Raw genomic sequence first — 22,162 nt, forward strand, 5'->3', positions numbered from 1 at the left:
ACATGGCCAAGACCCGCCAGCCCAACGGCGCCTCGTCCATCTACCTCGGCAACGACGGCCGCTGGCACGGCCGCGTCACCGTCGGGGTGAAGGACAACGGCACACCCGACCGCCGCCACGTGTCCCGCAAGTCCCGAGCCGATGTCACCAAGCTCGTCCGCGAGCTGGAGAAGCAGCGCGACGCCGGCACCGTCCGCAAACCCGGCCAGGCGTGGACGGTCAAGACCTGGCTCACCCACTGGATCGAGAACATCGCCCCGATCGGTGTCTCCGAGAACACCATCGCCGGGTACGAGGTCGCCGTACGCGTCCACCTCATACCTGGCCTGGGCGCCCACCGGCTCATCAGGCTGGAGCCGGAACACCTGGAGCGCTTCTACAAGAAGATGCAGGACGGCGGCAGCAAGCCCGCCACCGCCCACCAGGCCCACCGCACGCTGCGGGTGGCGTTGGGCGAGGCGGTCCGCCGGGGGCACCTCGCGGTGAACGTGGCGAAGATTGCCAAGGCGCCGCGCCTGGAAGAGGAGGAGATCGAGCCGTACTCGGTGGAGGAGGTCCAGCGCATCCTGCTGGCGGCGGGCAAGCGGCGGAACGCCGCCCGCTGGGTCATCGCCCTGGCCCTCGGCCTCCGGCAGGGCGAGGTGCTCGGCCTACGGTGGTCGGACGTCGACCTCGACTCCGGTGTCATCCGCGTCCGGCGGGGACGGCTGAGGCCGAAGTACGCCCACGGCTGCGGCGGCGACTGCGGCCGGAAGCCTGGCTACTGCCGCAAGCGCACACAGGTCCGCCGTGAGACGAAGGACACCAAGTCCCGCGCTGGCAAGCGCACGATCGGCCTGCCGGATGAGCTGGCCAAGCTCCTTCGCCAACATCAGGAAACCCAGGCACGGGAGCGCTCCGATGCCCGCCAGCTCTGGACGGAGAAGGGCTACGTCTTCACCTCACCGACCGGTGAACCCCTCAACCCCAACACCGACTATCACCGCTGGAAGGAGCTCCTCCAAGAAGCCGGCGTCCGCGACGCCCGACTCCACGACGCCCGCCACACCGCCTCCACGGTCCTCCTGCTCCTCGGCGTCCCCGAGCGGATCGTCATGTCGATCATGGGCTGGTCCTCGGCGTCGATGGCGAAGCGGTACCAGCACGTGACAGATCCGCTGCTTCAGGACACAGCGCGAAAGGTTCAAGGCGCGCTTTGGGGCACCGACCACAAGTTCTAGGGCCATTGCCTGGACAGCCGACTGGCCGGACGGCTCAATTGCGGGCCGTCCGGTCAGTCGGGCGATGCCACGTCGTCGACTGCGCCGGTCAGAAGTCATCGTCCTCGATCCGAAAGCGTGCGCCAGCCTGCTCTGCCTTCTGTTGGATCGCGCCTTGCCCTCCCTCAGCTGTGACAAGGGTGACATTCAAGCTGAGGAGCTGATGGTCGGCATCTGTGTCGATGACCTTGCTCAGCTCCTTGACGAGTTCCCACGCATGGCTGCGCGCATCGGATGCGGTGATGCTGCGGTTGCTGAGTTCGACGATGTACCGCTTGTAGGCGACCGGGTGCGCTGCGATTCTCGGTGTATTACCAGTGGTGCTGGCTGCATTCGTACGAGCTTGGTCGACCGTGGACCGGCCCTGCTGGTCGTTGTCCGCGGCCAGCGCGTCTTCCTGCCAACCGACGGCGGGGTTTCGTTGCTGGGGCAGTACGGCCGTCGTGTTGTTCCGCGGCGCAGGTGAGGTGGCCGGCACGGCCTCGGGCTGCACGACCACACGACGAAGGCTCTGGCTGATGGAGTTGATGGAGACCTGTGCCGCGGAGGAGATGGCGAGCGGATTGCCGTCGGAGTCAGCCATCTCCCACCCATCGTTGAGCAGGGCGAAGATGGCCGTGCGTATGTCGTCGGTGGCGGCGACCAGAGGGAATGAGGGGTGCTTGTAGAAGAACTGGACGACCTCACGAGGAGTCAGGGTTCGCTCGAAGGTGTCGAGCAGGGTGGCAAGGTACTCCGCTGATAGGCCGCCGGTGGTCGTCGCACGACCGGCCTGCACCAATGCGGACCATACCTGGTCCCCGCGCAGCGAGGACATACCGTCCCCGTCGAACCGCTTGAACTCCACGTGCAGTCCGTCGGCGGCACGCACCAGGTAGGCGTAGTGCTGAAAGGCCTTGTCGATGTCCTTCTTGAGCTTGTCCTCGGCCTCGGTGGTTCTGGCGGTGGCCTCGCGGTACTCGTCGGCGTCCTCGGGGTCGATCTGCTTGAGGACATTGCGCCAGGCGAGGACCTCCTTGGCACGCTTGCGTGCCATGTCCCGCCTCTGGGTGTTCACGCATGCCACAGTGCAGCTGGCGGCGTTGTCCATGCGGAGCGCATCATGTCCGAGGCCGAACAGCGCGGTGATCTCGGTCCGGCTGAGGGTGTCCTTCCCGTTCAGTAAAGTCCAGCGACGCGGGTCGAGCACCACCAGGCGGGTGGTGGCCGAGTCCACGCCCTCGAAGGTCCGCGCCAGGTCGATCGTGCCGGTAGCGGCCGGAGCGTCGATGAAGTGGATCTCGTCGAAGGTTCCCTTGTGGGCGAGCTTCTGTGCCTTGTCCCAGAGCAGCTTCTCGCAGGCCTGCTGGTCAACCAGGGCGTGGCAGGCGGTGTAGTACATCCGCAGCGTCTGCTTGATCGACAGGTAGTAGCGGCCCGGTGCGTTGGCGGGTTGTGTGATCTCCAGTGCGCCAAGACCATCTTCGCCGGTGAGGGCGTTGAAGACCTCTTCTGCGTCGGTGTACAGGGTGCCTGAAGCCGGGGCCGGTTCTAGGATGGCGGCGAGGAGTTCGGCCTTGGTCGCTCCCCTGCCGGCGCGAGGGCGGGAGACCATGGAGTAGCAGAACAGAGCGGTTGCCATGCGTATTGCGGGGTGCTGCTGGTCTGCGGTGACACCGTCTGCAAGTAACCTTCGGTCGATGGCAACAGCGCGTCCTGCGGTGCCGTCGCTGCTGGTGATGTCGGTGGTGGCTACGGAGCGGTAGCCCTGGACGGCTCGGTCGTTGTTCATAAACAGACCGGAGGACAGCAGTTGCTCCAGGGCTGTAGTCAGAGGAATGTCGCCGACTCCGATGAGGGCAGGGGCCCAACGTCCGGCCTTGTGCTCGGTTACCCAGTGCAGCGCTGTCCGAGCGAAGATCGCGACCGTGGAGCGCACCCGCTGGAAGTTCTGGACACGCGACCACTCCTCGCGCACTAGCCGCATCAGCTCGGGGTGGAAGGGATAGCTGGACGTGACCCGCTCGGCGAAGCCGGCTGCCCCTCGCCCGGGGCCGAGCTTGTCGAGGACTTTGTCCCGCCAGCTGCCCTGGTGTGCTGCGGCGTATTGCTGGGCGATCTGTGCGGCCACAGCACTCACATCGGCCGACTCGAACAGGCGGCGCTGGATGATGGCGGCGAAGTCGTGGGACGAGTTGACCGCGACCCTGCCGTCGGGGCCGTTGCGTACCAGCCGTTCGGAGATGTAGCTGCGGAAGCCCTCGGCCTGCGGAGGATAGCCGCGCTCGTCAAGTTCGCTCCGAATCATGACCACGACGAGGGCGACGCGAGGCACATCGTCGCACACGTCCATCAGGGCATTGAGGAACGCCTGCTCGCCGGGCATGGAGGCGATGTTCTCGGGCTCGGCGAGCTGCAGAACGTAGTCCATGAGCTCGTCCAGCAGGATGAGCACCGGGCGTCCCGCGTCGGTGAGTGCCTGCTGCAGGGTGTCCTTGTTCGGACCGCCGTCGACGTAGCGCTGGTAGCGGTCCATGTCGCCGCCAGTCAGCGACCACAGGAACCGCTCGAACAGGTTGGTAGCCGGGCCGAAGGTCTCACTCGTCCTGCCGGGGCTGAAGTAGTCGGCGGTCAGAACGACGGTCCGGGTGCCGGCCAGGTCCACATCGGTGCCACCCTGCTCGGCTTCGGCGCGGACCCTGCGGCCCAATTCCGTGGCGAAGAACTCCTGCGGGGAATGGGCCATATGGTAAAGACCGACCAGGGCGTGACTCTTGCCACCACCCATCCCCTGGTCGAGGTGGAACAGCGCCGCACGGTCGGCGTCGGTTCCCAGTCGGCGCGCGATGCGGCCAAAGAAGCCGACGAGGTTCGGGGTGGGCTGGGTGATGTCGCTGTAGTAGTCGACCTTGCGGTAGGGCACGTCCACGGTCTGGTAGACGGCCTTGTGCAGGCTCATCTGCAGTTCCCCGACCGAACCGTCGGAGTCGGTGACCTCAGGCCGCAGGGGCAGCAAGTCCGCCCAGTGGGCAGCAGTGCCGGTCGACATGCTCAGGACTCCTCATCGGGCAGGGACAGGGCAAGCTGGACGACAGGCTCGCCGGGTGCAGATGCGGTGGCGGCGCGGTGCGCCAGGCTGGTAATCGTGGCGGCGTTGCGCTGCACGGCAGTCAGCGCCTTGGCAACCTGGTCGCTCGGCGGAAGCTGCGCGACGATTTCCCCAACGACCGCCCACAGGTGCGCGTCGGTGGGCTGGCGTTCGCAGTCGGCCAGCACGGCGGCGACGCCTTCGGTGGCGTTCTGGTCCCATGCGGCGGCCATGGCCCGGACCACCTCGAAGGCCGAGGATTGCTCCCCTACAGCGTCCGGCGCGTCTAACCGCAACCGGTAGCCGCTCTTGCTCTCCGTCAACAGTGCGCCCCGCAGGTCCTCCAGCCGCAGGTTGTCCGCCTGGGCCAGGAATCGCGCCTCGCCCTTGGGGACGTCCGACCGCGCGTAGAGGCGCTGCCAGAAGACAGCGAAGCGGGTGGGGGCGTCGAAAGTCTCCAGCGGCAACTCGTCCAGCTTGAGAGCAGTGGCGTCACGGACCGTGGTACGGGCCAGCGTGAGGTAGCGGTCGAGTTCGGCCCGGCTGCCGTCGGGTTTGAGGATCTTGGAAAAGCGGCCGTAAATCTCCATGGCCGGCCCATAGGCGGCCATGAGCTGATCGGTAAGGGCCAGCCCGTCACGGTCCCATTCCCGGGCCGCGGCCTTGACCCGTTGAGTGACCTCGCGGTCGACCTGGGCGGCAGTGGCAGCCGGGCGGTTGGGGGCGGTGACGCGGCAGCCGATAGTGACCGTGACCTTGATACTGGCCACGCCCGTCGCGGCCGTCTCGGTCCGGGAGGGCCAGGAACTGGTGACCACGAGGCCCGCGTCGTGCAGGGCCCCGAGCAGGCGGCGCCAGGCGTCGGGGTCGGAGTGCCCGAAGACGACGACGAGGTGGCCGTCCGGACGCAGGACCCGCCGCGCTTCACTGAAGGAACGGCTGAGCATCTGTTCGTAGAAGTCGCGGGTGCGGTGCTCACCGGGGGCTTTGCCGCGCTTGACGATGATCTCGTCGGTCTTGTCCTGCAGCCCGTCGTGACCGACCTGGTCGAACAGGTCGGGCATCAGATCACGCAACGCACGGCGCAGCCAGACATAGAAGAGGTCGGAGGCGTCCGCGTAGTCGATCATGTTGTAGTAGGGCGGGTCCGTAATCACGGCGTCCACGGATCCGTCGCGGAAGGGCAGGGCGACGGCAGAGGCGCGTCGGAACCGGCCGGGGTGTCCAGCAGACGATTCCGCGAGTACCTTCTTTAGGGCGTTAAGGCCGCTCTCGCTGAGACTGGACCATGTACCCGGGCCATCGCCCGGTCCAGCCTCGACGTAGTCGAAGTTGAAGGAGACCTTGCTTTCATCGGAGAAGACGTCCGCCACTTGCACCCGATTTTGAGCGGAGCCGTTTGCTTTGCCGTGGCTCAATAGCTTGGCGCCCCGAGTGGCTCGGCGCAGTTGGCGGGGAAGGTTCGCAGCAGCGTACCCGGCGAGTGCAGTGGCGTACTCGGTGCTGACACCGGCTCTAATGCAGTCGGCGGCTACGTTCTGGATGGCGCGGGCGGTCGCGATGAACTTGGCCGTCTGGCGTGAATTCATCAGGTCGCCGTACGTACGGTAGCCATACGCGGAGGCCCGCACGGTGTCTTCGTTGCCGTTGGGGATGGCCTCATCAGGCACGGCGGGTAGCCCGGACAGCGGCGGAAGCTTCGAGAGGCCTACTGAGAGCGCAGTATCGATCTCCTGTTTGGTCGGCGCCCTGAAGACCTTCCGAGAACCCTCAAACTCCTCAGCGACAGCCAGCAGCGCATCGCGATACTGCTCGGCCTTCCCCATCCGCTTGACCGACTCCAAGCTGTGCACATGGCCGCAGGTGGGGAACGGGCACCGCGCACTCTTGCCTTTCTTACCGGCGGCGGCAGCAAAGGTCGGTTCCTGCAAGGGAAGTCCGTCGATCGCCTCGGTGCGCCAAGCGTCCTGCTCGACAACCAGATGCAGGGCTTGCCCGTCGTCCCCGGTCCGCTGGTAGGGATGCCTTAGAACCATGGAGCCGATCAGTGGAAAGCGGCGCCTACAGTGGTCACAGGGGATCGTTACCGCCCACACGTACGCCCACGGAAAGGCGCCATTGCGGCTACGTGGATACAGTGGCGACACTGCCTCCGCAACCCGGCCCCCGACCTCAGCCATGACCAGCCGGACATCCTTGAGTAAGCGGGGCATGGCCTCGCCGAACAGCGCCTGGTCCACGTGGGGCTTTGCAAAAGGAAGTTCGGGCTCGGAGGACCAGTCGCGCAGCGGGTAGTCAGCCAGCAGGCGCCCGGCCAAGGCCGCTAATGGACTGAGATCCGTGCCGACGGCGGTTACCCCGAGGCGCGCCGCCTCCAGCGGGATGATGCCGCGGCCGCTGAACATGTCAAGGACCACAGGGCGCCCTGACGGATAGTAGGCAGAAATGACCTTTCGCAGACGCTGTTGGGCTTCGGTGTCGGCGTCCCTGACTGCTGCCTCTACGTCGTCGTGGTGAGCAGTCCGGTCCGGCAGCAGCGCCGTCAGCACGGCGGCACGGGCCTGGGCGATGGGTCGGGAGGCGAACCAGGTGAACAGGGCCTTCTCGCTGCGTCCGGAGCCGGCCGGCGTACCGACCGCGGCGTCGACCGCGGCGCACGGAAACCAGCGGTCGATCAGGCGGCTTCCCGACTCCTCACTGCCGCCCTGTGCTGCAGGCGACGTACTAGCCGAGTGCACCTGGTCGCTCGTGGTCACCGCTGTTCTCCCATCAGCCGACGCAGGTCGGCAACCTTGATCTGGAATCGTTCGATGCGCCGCGGCCCGCTGGCCAGCAGGTCGGCCGGGTTCTGGGCCCGTACCGCAACTGTGGGGGCGGTGGCGCAGTCAACCACGACGTACAGCCAGTACTCGTGGGCACGCTGCTGTGCCTGGGCCCACTCGTGCTGCTCCAGCCATACCGGCGCCAGGCCCGCTTGCAGGCCCTTGACCTCCACCAGGCGCTGTTCGCGGGTGGTGCGGTGCCTGGCCAGCAGGTCGTAGCCCACCCCGGCGCTTTGGCGGTCGTCGACATCGAAGCCGAGCCGTTCCAGCTCGGCTAGGACAGCGGCCACCGCGATCGCCTCGCTATCGGGGTCGTAGCCGAGCTGGTCGGCGCGAGCCTCGCCGACCACGTATGCCCAGCCGACCAGGCGCGGAGCGCTCTCCCCGACCCTGCTGATGTCGTCGAGCTGGGCGAGGCGGTCGCGTTTAAGCTGCCCGAAGCGGGACATCCGCTCGCGCCGCTCTGCAGCGGGTAGGTCTTCGAGTTCGTCGAGGTAGCGGTACTCGACCTGGTCGAGCTGCCGACGCGCCTGGTCAACCCACGCCTCCCGCTCGGCGCGGGCCCGCGCGGCTTCACGGGCCAGTGCCGCTCGGGCTTCCCGCCCGGCGTCGTGGCGCAGCGCTGGGGACAGCGGCGGCGCCGTTCGGTGGGAAACGCCGCTGGGAGTGAGCAGCATCAAGGATTCCCAGGCGTTTTCGAAGGCGCCGGCACCGGAGTACCGGATCAGGACCGGGGTCTTGCGTCGCTGGCGTCGGATGCCGTCGTGGACCTCTACTTCGGCGTCGTAGACCAGCAGGGTGTAGTCGGTCAGAGAGGCGTAGTCAATGAGGACCGTGCCGCGGATCAGGTCGCTCTCGCCGATACGCAGGGCCAGGTCGGTCAGTTCGTGGAACGGCTCCTCAGTGGGGCCGAGCACGATCACGTCGTCCAGCCCTTGGGCGCCGTCATTGACGGCCTTGCGGACTGAGGCTCCGTCGGCAGCCACCAGTGCCTCGTGCCCGCCGCCGAGCGCTGATGGCAGCAGTCGGGTCGCGCTCAGGTGACGGATACCTTTGGCCGGGCCGGGGCCAGATGTCCAGTGTTCAGCGTAGGCGAGCTGGTCGACGAAGCCGTCGACGATGACCGGGTTGATGGCTTCCAAGCGGTCGCTGCGGAACCGGTCCAGTGCGGCCTCGGTATTGGCTGGCGTGTTGAGGCGACTCTCGTCCTTGACCAGTTCTTTGGCGGTGGCGAGTAGCTCGGCCATCTCGGGGACGTCCACATCGCGGCCGGCCTGGGCGTCGGCGAGCGCGCGGGTGTAATCGAAGCCAGCGCGGTCGGCGGTCGCGTCCATCAGGTCGAAGATCCGGCCACCGAGCGATTCCCCGGCGGCTTGGAGGTTGCCCAACATGACCTCTTGGACCCGCCCCTCGCGGGTCTGCGGCGCTACCAGGTGGTAGATGTGTACGGGCTGGGTCTGGCCGATGCGGTGTAGGCGGCCCATGCGCTGCTCGAGGCGGACCAAGGACCATGGGATGTCCCAGTTGATCATCACGTGAGCGGACTGCAGGTCGATTCCCTCGCCGCCCGCGTCGGTCGAGACCAGTACCTGGAACTGTCCGGTCAGGAAGCGCTGCTGGAGCCGGTCCCGTTCGTGGTGGCCAACTGCGCCCTGTAACACCTCAACGCTGTAGCCGACCCGCTCGAAGCACTCGGCCAGCCAGCGGGCGGTATCGGCGAACTCGGTGAACACCAGCAACTGCCCCTGCGCGGGCTCGATGCCGTGGGCCGCCAGGATCTCCTGTGCCCGCTCCCACTTTGTGGATGTCCCGGACGCCTGGCCGATCGCTGCCAAGACTCCTTCGACAACGGCAAGCTCACTGCCCTTGTCTCGGCTCCGGGCGCGGACCAGCGCCTCCTCAGCCCGCAGCCAGGCCTCGTCGTCCTCCACCGCGAGGTCCACCGTCCCGTCGCTGCCGGTGAATTCCTCGGGCACTAGGGGGGCGGTCCGGCCCGCGGCCGGGCCCCGGAGCATCTCCGCTCGCCGCCGAACAGTAGCGGCCGCGGCCGCCAGCGAGGAGGCGGCCCGCTTACCGTAGATCGAGCGGGCCAGGGTCGCGTTCTCGCCGTAGTGGGTATCCACGTAATCCATGACCGCGGTGTAAGCCGCCGCCTCCGCGCTGCTGAGGTTCACCGGCACCGTCTCGGCGAACCGGGGCGGGAACAGATCGGCACCGTTGAAGCCCTTCAGCTCCTCCTTCATCCGGCGGAGGAAAGACAGCGTCGAGGGCTTTACCGCCCGGTCGTACTCGGACTGACGCGGATCCCATGGGTACAGCGTTGGATCCAGCAGGTTGAGTAGTGCTCGAAAGTAGTGCTCCTTACCCCGGTGCGGAGTTGCGGTAAGCAGCAGCAGGTGGTGCGACCGGTTGGCCACTTCCCGCGCCGCACCTAGGTACTGGGAGGTGGGCGTGAGTCGGTGCGCCTCGTCGAAAATGGCTAGCGACCAGGATGTTCGGGCACCGGATATCTTGCGGCGGACATCGGCGTTGTGGGTAAACAGGTCAACGCTCGCTAGCCACACGCTGACTCGCGGATCAAGGTCGCGGGGATTTCTGGCGATCTCCCCTGTCACAACGGCAGCTTCGATCGCGAAGTACCGACGTAGGTCCCGCTGCCATTTGCCCACCAAATGGGCTGGAACGATGATCACCGTTCGACCAGGTACTAACCCCGCCGGGTACCTTCAGATATGTACATACCTGACATTATGGTTTTCCCGGTACCCGGCTCATCGGCCAGCAGAAACCGCAATCGAGGCTGCGCCAGCATGTGACTGAACACTGCTTCATCTTGGTGCGCGTATGGTCGTAGCGGGCGGGTTGCCAGCACCGCAGATCGGATGCGGGGAACGGCGTACTGCATCCAGCGCCCCCATAACGCAGCCAGAGCTCGTGCGGGCTCACCCTGAGCATCGTTGACCGGCACCGTTGATGCGAGTAGCTCGGCGGAGTTGAGTGTTACGTCAGTAAGCGTGCCGTCGCTCCGCCGGATGACCAGGTCGGCCCCGTCACCTGTAGGCGTTGTAGCAATGACCGTGGCCATCTCGCCGTCAACGCGGACCTGTGTGCCCGGAATGGGCAGGTCTTCGGGCGCGACTGAACCCACAGCGTGATCCCCCCAACCGAGCGGCCGAACCGCATGCGATGCGACTTAGTGACTCACATGCCCCGCGGGTCGGGTGACCAAGGTGCCCGATCGTGATCGTGATTGTCACCCGATTCGCCTGGATCCGCTTCGATCTGTAACCTTGGCGGCGCAAGGATGCCCCACTGTCGACCATGTCCGTCCGGTTCCCCTGGTGGAGGTGATCGGCGTCGGCGGCAGAAACTCTTGCAAATAGTGGGGCCGCTCGCTGCAGCGCTCACACATATCGCATGCCGCATCTTTTTGGCTTGCCTGTCACCCGACTGGGTGAAGAATCCAGGGAATCGAGTCGAGCGTCCTGCCGGCACTGACTGAGTGGTCACATGGAGATCGGTGAGAGCTGGGCCTATCGAGCGCGAGCTAAGGATTGGGGAGGCCCGGTCGGTCGGGTGGAGATCGTCCGGGTAGGAGGACCGCGGCGCACCGGGTGGGTGCACGTGAGGTTCCTCGAAGGAGAGGAGACGGGACTTCAGGAGTGGGTGACGCCAGACTGCTTGCTCGCGCCATGGTCCGACCTCGATGCCTTCAAGGCGGATGATGCCGCCGAGTCGGCTCTGGCCGAGGTGTCGCGAGAAGTGCGGGGGACCACCGCCTTCGAGGCTGCCCGGTTGGTGCTGAGCTTCATGCGGCCCAAGAAAAACGTGCGTCTGCGCAGAGGAGTCGCTGACGCCGGTGTGCTTGAGATCTCCTGCCTTGATGAAACTGTGAAACGCCTCGAACTCGATCCCGCTGAGCTGCGCTCAGACCCGATGTTCCACGAGAAGCGTGGTGGCCTGTGTCTGGTCGGCTGGCCGGTCACCGAGCGGCTCGCCCGCAGGGTTGCCGAGCGGCTTGCGGATGAGATCCTGCCTGAGACTGACCGTCGGGAACAGGCCCTTGCTGACGAACGATCCCAGTCACAGTGGAGTTCGTGGGGGCGGAGGGACGACCGGAAGCTGGATGCCGAGCAGGCCGTTCTGCGGATGGTTCGACAGTGGTGCGGTGAGGAGCGGGCCGAGCGCTACGACGAATTGGTTGCCTTGCGCGCGGAGGTGATTCGGCTCGGCGGACTGGTCGAGCGCGCGGTACGGGAGCTACGAAACCGGGGACACGGGGTCATCGCCTCCACCATTGAGCGCGACCTGGGCGTCCATATCTCCAGCCTTGGTCCAGACGTACGTCGATGAAGGCTCGCTGCGGCTCCGCCTCCGACCGCTGAGATGGGGGCTGAGCGGTTCGTTCCTTCTCGGGGCGGTTCGGGCTCCAGCCGTTCAGGAACGGGCGTAACTCCTCGCCTGTCGGCTCCACACTGAATTCTTCCGGTGCCGAGCCACGGCGGTCACCGGAAGTCGGGTCGAGGCTGTCTGCCTCTTGCTCTCCCCACCGGGCCCACTGCCGGAACTTCTCGGCCTCTGTCGGCTCATTGCAGCGTTCTGCCATCTCGTCGAATGCCGTACAGAACTGCCTTATCTGTCCCGCTATGAGCCACTTGTCGAACATTGTGGTGAACCGCTGACCTCTGGCTGCCTGGATCGCGGCGGCCCTGGCCTCGGTCAGCGCCGTTTCCCACTGCTGCTGCCGCCGATCCCGCTCTTCCACCTCTGCTCGTTGACGCTCAGCGAGTTGCCGATCCCGCTCCGCCTTCTGCCGCTTCCGTTCCGCTTCCTGGGTGAGCCTGCCCCGTTCCTGTTTCTCAGCGTGCTTCTTCACAGCGCGAAAGATCGAGTCAATCTGCTCCTCCAGCGTCTTCTTGGGACTGTCAGACCATTCGAGTTTCTCGCTGTAGCCCTGTGAGAGGCGCAACTCCAGCTCTCCCGACGGCTCAGTCCGGTACGCCGGGGTCGTCCGCTGCCAGTCGTAGATCCTTCGCTGGCCTCGCTGTGGGGGGACGTAACGGACCTGCTTCTCGCCCTCCTGGAAGCTGATCTCATAGGTTCTTCCGTGGACGGTGAGCATGGGGCGTGGGTGCCTGCGCTTTTTGGACACAGCGATGTCGCCATGGCGGCGCAGAGCCTCCTGAGCCAGGAGGCGGAGAAGGGACAGCACGCGGGGGAGCACATCCTCGGAGACCTCAAATGCGCTGTGGTCTGCCTGCACCGCGGCAATGACGTCGTCCACGTCAGTGATCGTTCTGCTGCGCTGCAGCCGGATGCGGTTCCATTCGGCGTCGTCCTCACCGGTGACCCGAAGCAGCCCCAGGAAGAAGTCACCCTTGGCCCGGCCGCTGTACTTCAGGGCGTACCCGGCTGGCGCACACGTGCGGGCTGCGTCGAACGCCCTTCTGTAACGGGCCCGTTCCTCAGGAGTCGGGTCGGGAATCCGCATGAAGCGCTCCGCCGCCAACACCTGCTCGATCAGCGCGGGCCCGCCGATCTCCCCGCCGCGCGTCCGTGCCGAGGCGCCGTGCTTCCGCGAGGCGCCCTGACGAGCGGCAGACCTCGAGACCTCAGTGACACGCGCTTCCGCGGAGTCGCTGGTCTCAACGGCGGTCCGGGGCCTTTTGGCGGGCCGGTCTGGATGGTGGCCGTGCTCCAGGTAGAAGGCGCCGGCGTCCGTGATCGCCGCTTGCCACTTCTTGCCGCCACCCCTGAGCATCGTGATCAGGCCCCGCTCCTTGAGCGCCCGAGCAGACTGGGCCAGCTCGGGACTGTCCGAGGTCACCGGATCATCGCCCGCGGCAATGCGGGTCAGAAGGACGAGCTGGCGTTCGTTGAGGCGTGACCAACGCTGCATGAGTCGGTCATACCGGGGACTGGCGACGCCGCACAGGCGTTCCTCTGTATGTCATCCCAACGAGGGACTGCCCCAAGCCGCTCCGCCCGCGTTGGGGGGCGTTCATGCAGGTACGGCCCGGATGGCTGGGTGTCCAACGAGACCAGAACTGAGACCAAGACGCCGCGAAGCCCTCGACCGGGTGCCGGTCGAGGGCTTCGTTCTGGCTGGTCAGCCATGGCGGAGGATACGAGATTCGAACTCGTGAGGGGTTGCCCCCAACACGCTTTCCAAGCGTGCGCCCTAGGCCACTAGGCGAATCCTCCGGGGGAGACATTACAGGGTGGTGGGGGGTGGTTGCGAACTCGTTCGCCGGGTGGGGGGTGGGGTAGGGTGGGCGCAGCCCCTCGCGTGGCGCTATCTCGCTGAACTCCCCCAGGGCCGGAAGGCAGCAAGGGTAGGTGAGCTCTGGCGGGTGCGTGAGGGGTCTTTGCATGTCCGGGGCCGGGCTGGGCCGGGCTGGGGCGGGTCCGGGGCGCGGGGCGGGGCGGCCGAAGCGCCGGGGCGGGGTGCCGAAACGAGGTGGGGGACCTCGGGGTGGGGCGCGGTGTCGGTGGGCCCGGATACCCTCGGAGGCGTGTCACTTGCCCTGTATCGCCGCTACCGCCCGGAGACCTTCGCCGAGGTCATCGGGCAGGAGCACGTCACGGACCCGTTGCAGCAGGCGCTGCGCAACAACCGGGTCAACCACGCGTACCTGTTCAGCGGGCCGCGGGGCTGCGGCAAGACGACCAGCGCGCGGATTCTGGCCCGCTGTCTGAACTGCGAGCAGGGGCCGACGCCGACGCCGTGCGGGGAGTGCCGGTCCTGCCGGGACCTGGCGCGCAACGGCCCGGGGTCGATCGACGTGATCGAGATCGACGCGGCGTCGCACGGCGGTGTGGACGACGCCCGTGACCTGCGCGAGAAGGCGTTCTTCGGGCCGGCCGGGAGCCGGTACAAGATCTACATCATCGACGAGGCCCACATGGTCACGTCGGCGGGGTTCAACGCGCTGCTGAAGGTGGTCGAGGAGCCGCCGGAGCACCTGAAGTTCATCTTCGCGACGACCGAGCCCGAGAAGGTCATCGGCACGATCCGGTCGCGTACGCACCACTACCCGTTCCGGCTGGTGCCGCCGGGGACGCTGCGGGACTACCTCGCCGAGGTGTGCGGGCGCGAGGCGATCCAGGTCGAGGACGGGGTCTACCCGCTGGTGGTGCGGGCCGGCGCCGGCTCGGTGCGCGACTCGATGTCGGTGATGGACCAGCTGCTGGCCGGCGCGGGTGCGGACGGTGTGACGTACGCCATGGCCACCGCGCTGCTCGGCTACACGGACGCCGCGCTGCTCGACGAGGTGGTGGACGCGTTCGCGGCGGGCGACGGCGCGGCGGTCTTCGGGATCGTGGACCGGGTGATCGAGGGCGGGCACGACCCGCGCCGGTTCGTCACGGACCTGTTGGAGCGGCTGCGCGACCTGGTGATCATCGCGGCCGTGCCGGACGCCGTGGAGAAGGGGCTGATCGACGCGCCCCGGGACGTGGTCGAGCGGATGCAGGCCCAGGCGTCGGTCTTCGGCGCCGCCGAGCTGAGCCGCGCGGCCGACCTGGTCAACACCGGGCTGACCGAGATGCGCGGCGCGACCTCCCCCCGGCTCCAACTGGAGCTGATCTGCGCCCGGGTGCTGCTGCCCGCGGCGTACGACGACGAGCGCTCGTTGCAGGCGCGGCTGGAACGGCTGGAGCGCGGCGTCAGCCTCGGCGGCGGTGCCCCCGCGGCGCCCGCTGGCGATGCGGCGTACCCAGGGGGCCCGGCGTACGGAGGGGGCGCGGCACCCGGCGGCGCACCTGCCGGTCCGGCGGGTCCGTCCGGTGCGGCCGCGGCGCGGGCGGCGCTGGGCCGTACGGCGGCGGGCCCGTCGGCACCCGCACCGGCCCCCGTACCCCCCGCGCCCGCGCCGAGCCCCACCCCGGCGCCCGCAGCCGCGCCCGTACCCCCCGTGCCGGAAGCACCGCACCAGCAGCACCCGGCCCCTGAACCGGCACCTGCCCCCGCCGCACCCGAGGCCCCCCGCCCGGGCGCGTGGCCGACGGCCGCCGCCCCGGGAGCCCCGGCGGCCCAGGTGCCCCCGGCCGCTCCGGCCAACGGGTCCCCCCGCCCGGGCGCGTGGCCGACCACGGCCGGCCCCTCGCGACCGGCGGGCTCAACCCCGCCCCCGCCCCCGCCGCAGCACCAGCAGACCCCGCCGGCCGCCGCCCCCGCCGCGCCCAGCGCCCCCCTCGGCGACCCGACCCGCGTCCGCGAGCTGTGGCCGCAGATCCTGGAGGCGGTCAAGCACCGCCGCCTCACCTGGATTCTGCTGCTCAACAACGCCCGGGTGGTCGGCTTCGACGGGGAGACGCTGCAACTCGGCTTCGACAACCCCGGCGCCCGCAACAGCTTCGCCAACGGCGACAGCGAGGACGTGCTGAAGCAGGCGATCGGCACGGTGACCGGGGCGCGGTGGAAGATCGAGACCCTCGTTGACCCGGGCGGTGGCGGTGGTGGCGGCGACGCGCGCGGCAGTGGCCGAGGCGGCCCGCAGCGGCCGCAGGCTCCCGGCGGCCCGGCGCAGCAGGGCCCGGGGCCGGGCGGCCAGGGCGGCGGCGCCGGACCGGGCCGGCCGCAGGGCCAGGGCCAGCCCCCCGCCGGCCAGGCACCGTACGGCCAGGGCGGCGCACCCGGCGGCGCAGCCGCGTACGCACCGGCCCGCACCGCCCAGTCGGCCCAGACCGTGCCCGCCCCGCCCGCACCGCGCCGGGAAGGCCACGGCGGTGCCCCCGCGCCGGGCCCCGGCGGCCCGGGCGGCCCAGGTCCGGACCCGTCCGACCCCTTCGACGAGCCTCCGCCGCTCGAGGACGACATCCCCGAGGACGACGACCCGGACCTGGTCGGCACCGTGCTCAGTGGCCACGACCTGTTCATCAAGGGCCTCGGGGCGACCGTCATCGAGGAGATCACCAACGACTGAGCGCGGGGCCGTACGACCGGAGCCCGCGCCCGGCGTGCGTACGGGCCGCTGGCACCCGTACGGCCCGCACGTACGCGTTACGTCCTGCGGGCAGGGCTACGGCTCCGGTACGGGCGCGCGTGCGACCGGGGGAGGGGCGTGCGCCGCGCCGATCCTCCGTACGGCGTAGGGCGCTGGGCCGTACGAGCACGTAGGCTCGCCCTGTCAGGTAAAACACGCGGCAGTCCCGTAGCCGCCCGTGGAGCCGCAGGGTTTTCGGGCGTGGACGACCGACGGCACAGGCAGGAGCGATTCCGTGATCCCCGGTGGTGGTCAGCCGAACATGCAGGCGCTGCTCCAGCAGGCGCAGAAGATGCAGCAGGACCTCGCGGCGGCCCAGCAGGAGCTGGCCGACACGACGGTGGACGGCTCGGCGGGCGGCGGCCTGGTCCGGGCGACGGTGACGGGTTCGGGCGAGCTGCGCGGGCTGGTCATCGACCCGAAGGCGGTCGACCCCGACGACACCGAGACCCTCGCCGACCTCGTGGTGGCCGCGGTGCACAACGCGAACGAGGCGGCGCAGAAGCTCCAGCAGGACAAGCTCGGCCCGCTCGCGCAGGGGCTGGGCGGGATGCCCGGGCTGCCGTTCTGACCTCGCGGGCCGGCTGAGCGGTCGCCCGAGCCCCGCGCCCCGGCGCCTGGACCTCGGCGCCCGGCCCCCTGAACCCCCAGAACCCCCCGAAACCACGAACCCCCCGAACCGAACCCCGAAGGAAGGCACGGCGTGTACGAAGGCGTGGTGCAGGACCTGATCGACGAGCTGGGCAGACTGCCCGGTGTGGGTCCCAAGAGCGCGCAGCGGATCGCCTTCCACATCCTCCAGGCCGACCCGGCCGACGTCCGGCGGCTGGCGCACGCGCTGTCCGAGGTCAAGGCGAAGGTGCGGTTCTGCGCGGTCTGCGGGAACGTCGCGCAGGAGGAGAAGTGCCGGGTGTGCAGCGACCCGCGGCGCGACCCGGCGGTGATCTGCGTGGTCGAGGAGCCCAAGGACGTGGTGGCGGTCGAGCGCACCCGGGAGTTCCGCGGGCGGTACCACGTGCTGGGCGGGGCGATCAGCCCGATCGAGGGCGTCGGCCCCGACGACCTGCGGATACGGGAACTGCTCGCCCGTCTCGCGGACGGCACCGTCACCGAGCTGATCCTGGCCACCGACCCGAACCTCGAGGGAGAGGCGACGGCGACGTATCTGGCCCGCATGGTCAAGCCCATGGGGCTGCGGGTCACGCGGCTGGCCAGCGGGCTTCCGGTGGGCGGCGACCTGGAGTACGCGGACGAGGTGACATTGGGGCGGGCCTTCGAGGGAAGGCGGTTGCTGGATGTCTGATGCGACGGTGGGCGAGGACCGAGACGGGAGCGGTGGGAACGTGGGCGTGACGGGAGCAGGCGCGACGGGCCAGGGCGCGGGTGCCGGTGCCGGCGTCAGTGCTGGTGTCGGGGCGGGCGCGGGCGAGGCCGGTGGCCTGGGCCGGCCGGACGCCCCGGGACCGATCCCGGTGCCGCAGGAGCCGGACGAGTTCGCCGTCCAGATCAGCGACCAGATCGAGAGCTTCATCCTCTCGGTCCGCGAGGTCGCCAAGGGCGACGACCCGGACAGCGCGGTGCCGTACCTGCTGCTGGAGGTCTCGCAGCTGCTGCTGGCCGGCGGGCGGCTCGGCGCGCACGAGGACATCGTGCCGGACGAGCGGTACGAGCCGGACGCCGGGCCGGAGCCCGACGAGGACGACCTGCGGCAGCGGCTGGCCACGCTGCTGGAGCCGATCGACGTGTACTCGGAGGTCTTCGACCCGTACGTGCCGCGCTCGACGCCGGTGGCGTGCCGTATCTCCGACGACCTGGCCGATGTGGTGGCGAACCTGGCGCACGGCCTGAGCCACTTCCGGGCCGGCCGGGTGTCGGAGGCGCTGTGGTGGTGGCAGTTCTCCTACCTGTCGAGCTGGGGGCTGACGGTGAGCGCGTCGCTGCGGGCGCTCCAGTCGCTGGTGGCGCATGTACGGCAGGACAGCCCGCTGGACGAGCTGGACGGCCTGGACACGGGCACCGACGAGGACGAGGAGCAGCTGGCGCGGGAGGCGGGCCGGGTGATGGAGGCGGAGCTGGGCACGATGGGGCTGCGCCGCCGGGGCCGCCGCTGACGGGTGGGCGGTCTGCTGCCGGGCGGTCCGGGACGGGCGGTCCGCTGGTCGGTTGTGCCGGGACGGGCGGGCCGGGCGCGGACGAGATCCACGGTGCCGAACTGATCAACTGGTGAACCTCGCGTCTCAGCATGTGATAAGGGCGGGGCGGTCGGCAGGGGCTCGTTAAAATGGGCCGACCGCATTCACCCGTGATCCACCCTGAGCGAGGAGCGCACGTGGGCCTTGTCGTGCAGAAGTACGGCGGCTCCTCAGTCGCCGATGCCGAAGGCATCAAGCGGGTCGCCCGTCGGATCGTGGACACCAAGAAGGCCGGCCACCGCGTGGTCGTCGTGGTGTCGGCGATGGGCGACACGACCGACGAGCTGATCGATCTCGCGGAGCAGATCTCGCCGATCCCGTCGGGGCGCGAGTTCGACATGCTGCTGACCGCCGGTGAGCGCATCTCGATGGCGCTGCTGGCGATGGCGATCAAGAACCTCGGCCACGAGGCGCAGTCCTTCACCGGCAGCCAAGCCGGTGTGATCACCGACTCCGTGCACAACAAGGCGCGGATCATCGATGTGACGCCGGGCCGGATCAGGACCGCGCTCGACGAGGGCAACATCGCGATCGTGGCCGGCTTCCAGGGCGTCTCGCAGGACAAGAAGGACATCACCACGCTGGGGCGCGGGGGGTCCGACACCACGGCGGTGGCGCTGGCCGCGGCGCTGGACGCCGAGGTGTGCGAGATCTACACCGACGTCGACGGGGTGTTCACCGCCGACCCGCGGGTGGTGAAGACCGCCCGCAAGATGGACTGGATCGCCTTCGAGGACATGCTGGAGCTGGCCAGCTCCGGTTCGAAGGTGCTGCTGCACCGCTGCGTGGAGTACGCCCGCCGCTACAACATCCCGATCCACGTCCGTTCCTCGTTCTCCGGGCTGCCGGGCACCTGGGTCAGCAACGAACCCCCCCAAGGAGACAGGCCAGTGGAGCAGGCGATCATCTCCGGCGTTTCGCACGACACGACCGAGGCGAAGATCACCGTCGTCGGCGTACCGGACAAGCCGGGCGAGGCCGCGACGATCTTCCGGGCGATCGCGGACGCCGAGATCAATATCGACATGGTGGTGCAGAACGTGTCGGCCGCGGCCACCGGGCTGACCGACATCTCGTTCACGCTGCCGAAGGCCGAGGGGCACAAGGCGATCGAGGCGCTCACCAAGGCGCAGACGGTCATCGCCTTCGACTCGCTGCGCTACGACGACCAGATCGGCAAGCTGTCGCTGGTCGGCGCGGGGATGAAGACGAACCCGGGGGTGACCGCGACCTTCTTCGAGGCGCTGTCGAACGCCGGGGTGAACATCGAGCTGATCTCGACCTCGGAGATCCGCATCTCCGTGGTCACCCGGATCGACGACGTGAAGCCGGCGGTGCAGGCGGTGCACTCGGCGTTCGGGCTGGACAGCGACAGCGACGAGGCGGTCGTGTACGGCGGCACCGGCCGCTGAGCGCGGGCGCGGTGCCGGCCCGGACCCGGGTGCCGGACGATTCCCTCCCCCGTGGCCGCAACCGGCGGCCGCGGGGGAGCGTCTTTGTGTCGACGCACACCCGTAGAGGCGCTCGGGGCCGGAGAGTTCACAGCGTTCCCCTAGGGTGGTGCACACTGAGCGCCGGCCCGGGGCGGTCGGTGCAGGTGGGGCACCGCGTGGCGGCACGCGGCAGTGCGCGGCATTGAGGAAGAGCTGGTACGCATGGCGATATGTGGCACTCCGTCGAGCGAAGTGCCTTGCGCGTACAACCCTCGCGGGGGGATGCGTGTCCAACTGGCGTGGCGGACGCATGGGGTATCGAGACGGGGTTCGGGCGGCGCGGCGGCACCCTCGCGCCTGCGCGGCCGTCGCGTACGGCGACCGGCGGGCTGCCGGTGATCGCGCCGTGGCCGGTCCGGGTGGCCGGTGCGAACGCCGACGTGGCGAGCCGCGACGGCGCGGGGACGACGGCCGCCGCAGGCACCACTGTCGACCACCTCACCGAGACCTACCGGGCCCACTACCGCTCCCTGCTCGGGCTGGCCGCGCTGCTGCTGGACGACACCGCCTCCTGCGAGGACGTGGTCCAGGAGGCGTTCATCCGGGTGCACTCCGCGCGAAGCCGGGTGCGTGACCCCGAGAAGACCCTCGCCTACCTGCGGCAGACCGTGGTCAACCTCTCCCGCTCGGCGCTGCGCCGCCGCATCCTCGGCCTCAAACTGCTGTCCAAGCCGATGCCGGACATGGCCAGTGCGGAGGAGGGCGCGTACGAGATCCTGGAGCGCGACCAGCTCAAGGCGGCCATGCGTACGCTCCAGCGCCGCCAGCGCGAGGTCCTCGTGCTGCGCTACTTCGTCGACATGACCGAGGCCCAGGTCGCGGAGACCCTGGGGATTTCCCTCGGCTCGGTGAAGGCGTACGGTTCGCGTGGCCTTGCCGCGCTGCGTGTCGCGATGGAGGCGGCGTCATGACGACACCTCCGTACGGCTCCCGGAACCCCGAAGGCCCCACCGGCCCCACCGGCCCTGGCGGTTCCCGCGCTACCCACGGCCCCGAAGGCCCCGACGACGCACTCGAGATGGACGAGCAGACCCCCCGAGACCCGCACGACGCGCAGCCGGACGACGCGACCGTGCAGCAGAAGCCGGCCGATCCGGTCACTCCGGCTGGTTCGGCTGGTTCGGCCGATTCGGCCGCGGAGCCGGCACCGACGGCGCCCGACGCGGGCGGCGACGGCGCCGACAGCGCGACCGCGGCCACTTCCGTCTTCGCCGCCTCCGAGGACACGGTGAACGTCCGCTCCCTCACCGCCGCCCTGTTCACGCCCGACGTGACGCCCGGCGGCGCCGACGGCGAGAGCGGCCTGGACGACGGCCTCACCGCGGACGAGGCCGCGCTGCGCGTCCTCATGCACCGCGCCGTGGACGGGCTGCACGCCTCCCCGGACGCCCTGGAGCACCTGCGGCGGGCCGTACCGATGCGCCGCCAGCGCCGCCGGCAGGCGATCCTCGGTGCCGCGGCCGCGGCGCTGCTCGTCTGCGTGGCGGTGCCCGCCGTCCTGCGGGTGGCCCACCGCACCGGCCACACCGCGGCCGCCCCGGTCGGCGTGGGCAGCTCCTACTCGCTCGCCCCTGGCACCGACGGCCACCACAAGGGCGGCCAGGCGGACCCCTCGGACAAGGCCACCCACTCGCCGGACGGCACGCGCACACCGTCCGGGCGGTCGACCGGCCACCACACCACCCCGCCCGTCACCGGCGCCGCGGTGCCGGACTGCTCCAGCACCCAACTCGGGCAGGGCGTCAGCGAGGCCGGCAGCCCCGATGCCGACGGCCGCGTCTACGGCTGGTTCCGCGTCAGCAACGTCTCCGCCAGCTCCTGCACCGTGCCCAGCCCCGGCGTGATCCGCGCCGTGGCGCACGGCTCGGCCGACCAGGCCGCCATACAGGTCGTCGGCCACACCGTGGGCGACCCGGCCTCCGGTCTGCCCGCCACCATGTCCGAGTCCCCGATCGTGCTGCTCCCCGGGCAGGGGTACGAGGTCGCCTTCGCCTGGGTGCCGACCACCGGCACCGGCGGGTGCACCGCCGCCACGACCTCGCCCACCACCTCGACGGCGACCCCCACCGCGACCGGCACCCAGAGCAGCGACCAGGGCACCGGCTCGGGCTCGTCCGGCGGCAGCGTCCAGTCCGCCGACGGCGCCTCCCCGACCACGGTCCCGGCCAGCGTCACCCTGGACCACACCCCGGCCGCGGGCGCGCCCGTCGTCACCGGTCCCGTCATCCAGGGCGCCTGCGCGGGCACCGTCTACACGACGGCCGCGATCGCCGAGTCCGCGTCGACCGGCGGCGCCGAGCAGTAGCGGCCCGGCCCGCGGCCCGCAGCGGCCCACGGCGGTA

At 69.4% G+C, this 22,162-nt stretch carries 13 protein-coding genes, 1 tRNA gene and 1 other RNA gene; 10 read left to right on the forward strand and 5 right to left on the reverse strand.

What is annotated here, in order from left to right; genetic code table 11:
- The first annotated feature begins 2 nt into the window (after nucleotides 1-2).
- Entirely contained in the window at nucleotides 3-1,220 is a 1,218-nt protein-coding gene (locus AC3EVP_RS08570) for a tyrosine-type recombinase/integrase (RefSeq protein ID WP_435127765.1), read from the forward strand.
- Nucleotides 1,221-1,308: 88 nt separating this feature from the next.
- On the opposite strand, the gene AC3EVP_RS08575 is transcribed toward AC3EVP_RS08570, so the two are convergent.
- The 3 genes from AC3EVP_RS08575 to AC3EVP_RS08585 are packed head-to-tail and all read right to left on the reverse strand — an operon-like array spanning nucleotide 1,309 to nucleotide 9,841.
- On the reverse strand, nucleotides 1,309-4,287 hold the full coding sequence (locus AC3EVP_RS08575; RefSeq protein WP_435127767.1) for a DUF499 family protein: 2,979 nt from the start codon (nucleotides 4,285-4,287) through the stop codon (nucleotides 1,309-1,311).
- Nucleotides 4,288-4,289: 2 nt separating this feature from the next.
- Complete coding sequence (locus tag AC3EVP_RS08580) at nucleotides 4,290-7,082, reverse strand: DUF1156 domain-containing protein (protein WP_435127769.1); 2,793 nt, start codon at nucleotides 7,080-7,082, stop codon at nucleotides 4,290-4,292.
- Nucleotides 7,079-9,841, reverse strand: coding sequence for a helicase-related protein (locus tag AC3EVP_RS08585; protein ID WP_435127771.1), 2,763 nt, complete (start codon nucleotides 9,839-9,841; stop codon nucleotides 7,079-7,081). The genes AC3EVP_RS08580 and AC3EVP_RS08585 overlap by 4 nt, the downstream gene beginning before the upstream one ends.
- Before the next feature lie 817 nt (nucleotides 9,842-10,658).
- On the opposite strand from AC3EVP_RS08585, the gene AC3EVP_RS08590 reads away from it, so the two are divergent.
- Nucleotides 10,659-11,501 carry a PE-PGRS family protein gene (locus tag AC3EVP_RS08590; protein WP_435127773.1) on the forward strand — a complete coding sequence of 281 codons (843 nt, stop codon included), beginning with the start codon at nucleotides 10,659-10,661 and terminating at the stop codon, nucleotides 11,499-11,501.
- Here AC3EVP_RS08590 and AC3EVP_RS08595 read toward each other — a convergent pair.
- Together AC3EVP_RS08595 and AC3EVP_RS08600 are read right to left on the reverse strand one after the other, a co-directional pair.
- Entirely contained in the window at nucleotides 11,431-13,047 is a 1,617-nt protein-coding gene (locus AC3EVP_RS08595) for a PE-PGRS family protein (protein ID WP_435127775.1), read from the reverse strand. The genes AC3EVP_RS08590 and AC3EVP_RS08595 overlap by 71 nt on opposite strands.
- 217 nt (nucleotides 13,048-13,264) lie before the next feature.
- Nucleotides 13,265-13,352: transfer RNA gene (locus AC3EVP_RS08600), tRNA-Ser, on the reverse strand.
- A 72-nt stretch (nucleotides 13,353-13,424) separates the two neighbouring features.
- On the opposite strand from AC3EVP_RS08600, the gene ffs reads away from it, so the two are divergent.
- The 8 genes from ffs to AC3EVP_RS08640 all read left to right on the forward strand — a co-directional run bounded on the left by ffs (nucleotide 13,425) and on the right by AC3EVP_RS08640 (nucleotide 22,125).
- Nucleotides 13,425-13,521: signal recognition particle sRNA small type (ffs, locus tag AC3EVP_RS08605), an RNA gene on the forward strand.
- Nucleotides 13,522-13,663: 142 nt separating this feature from the next.
- Nucleotides 13,664-16,075: a DNA polymerase III subunit gamma and tau gene (locus AC3EVP_RS08610; RefSeq protein ID WP_435127777.1), complete on the forward strand. Its 2,412-nt coding sequence runs from the start codon at nucleotides 13,664-13,666 to the stop codon at nucleotides 16,073-16,075.
- Nucleotides 16,076-16,370: 295 nt separating this feature from the next.
- Entirely contained in the window at nucleotides 16,371-16,706 is a 336-nt protein-coding gene (locus AC3EVP_RS08615; protein ID WP_435127779.1) for a YbaB/EbfC family nucleoid-associated protein, read from the forward strand.
- A gap of 132 nt (nucleotides 16,707-16,838) precedes the next feature.
- Nucleotides 16,839-17,438 carry a recombination mediator RecR gene (recR, locus tag AC3EVP_RS08620; RefSeq protein ID WP_335982420.1) on the forward strand — a complete coding sequence of 200 codons (600 nt, stop codon included), beginning with the start codon at nucleotides 16,839-16,841 and terminating at the stop codon, nucleotides 17,436-17,438.
- On the forward strand, nucleotides 17,431-18,246 hold the full coding sequence (locus tag AC3EVP_RS08625; protein ID WP_435127782.1) for a DUF5063 domain-containing protein: 816 nt from the start codon (nucleotides 17,431-17,433) through the stop codon (nucleotides 18,244-18,246). Before recR ends, AC3EVP_RS08625 begins: the two co-directional genes overlap by 8 nt.
- A 218-nt stretch (nucleotides 18,247-18,464) precedes the next feature.
- Nucleotides 18,465-19,739 carry an aspartate kinase gene (locus AC3EVP_RS08630; protein ID WP_202234598.1) on the forward strand — a complete coding sequence of 425 codons (1,275 nt, stop codon included), beginning with the start codon at nucleotides 18,465-18,467 and terminating at the stop codon, nucleotides 19,737-19,739.
- A gap of 320 nt (nucleotides 19,740-20,059) precedes the next feature.
- The gene (locus AC3EVP_RS08635; RefSeq protein WP_435127784.1) at nucleotides 20,060-20,731 is read left to right on the forward strand and encodes a SigE family RNA polymerase sigma factor; all 672 of its coding nucleotides are present in this window, start codon (nucleotides 20,060-20,062) and stop codon (nucleotides 20,729-20,731) included.
- Nucleotides 20,728-22,125, forward strand: a complete 1,398-nt coding sequence (locus AC3EVP_RS08640) for a hypothetical protein (RefSeq protein WP_435127786.1) — start codon at nucleotides 20,728-20,730, stop codon at nucleotides 22,123-22,125. The genes AC3EVP_RS08635 and AC3EVP_RS08640 overlap by 4 nt, the downstream gene beginning before the upstream one ends.
- The last annotated feature ends 37 nt before the right edge of the window (nucleotides 22,126-22,162 follow it).

Source organism: Actinacidiphila sp. bgisy144 (assembly GCF_057708105.1).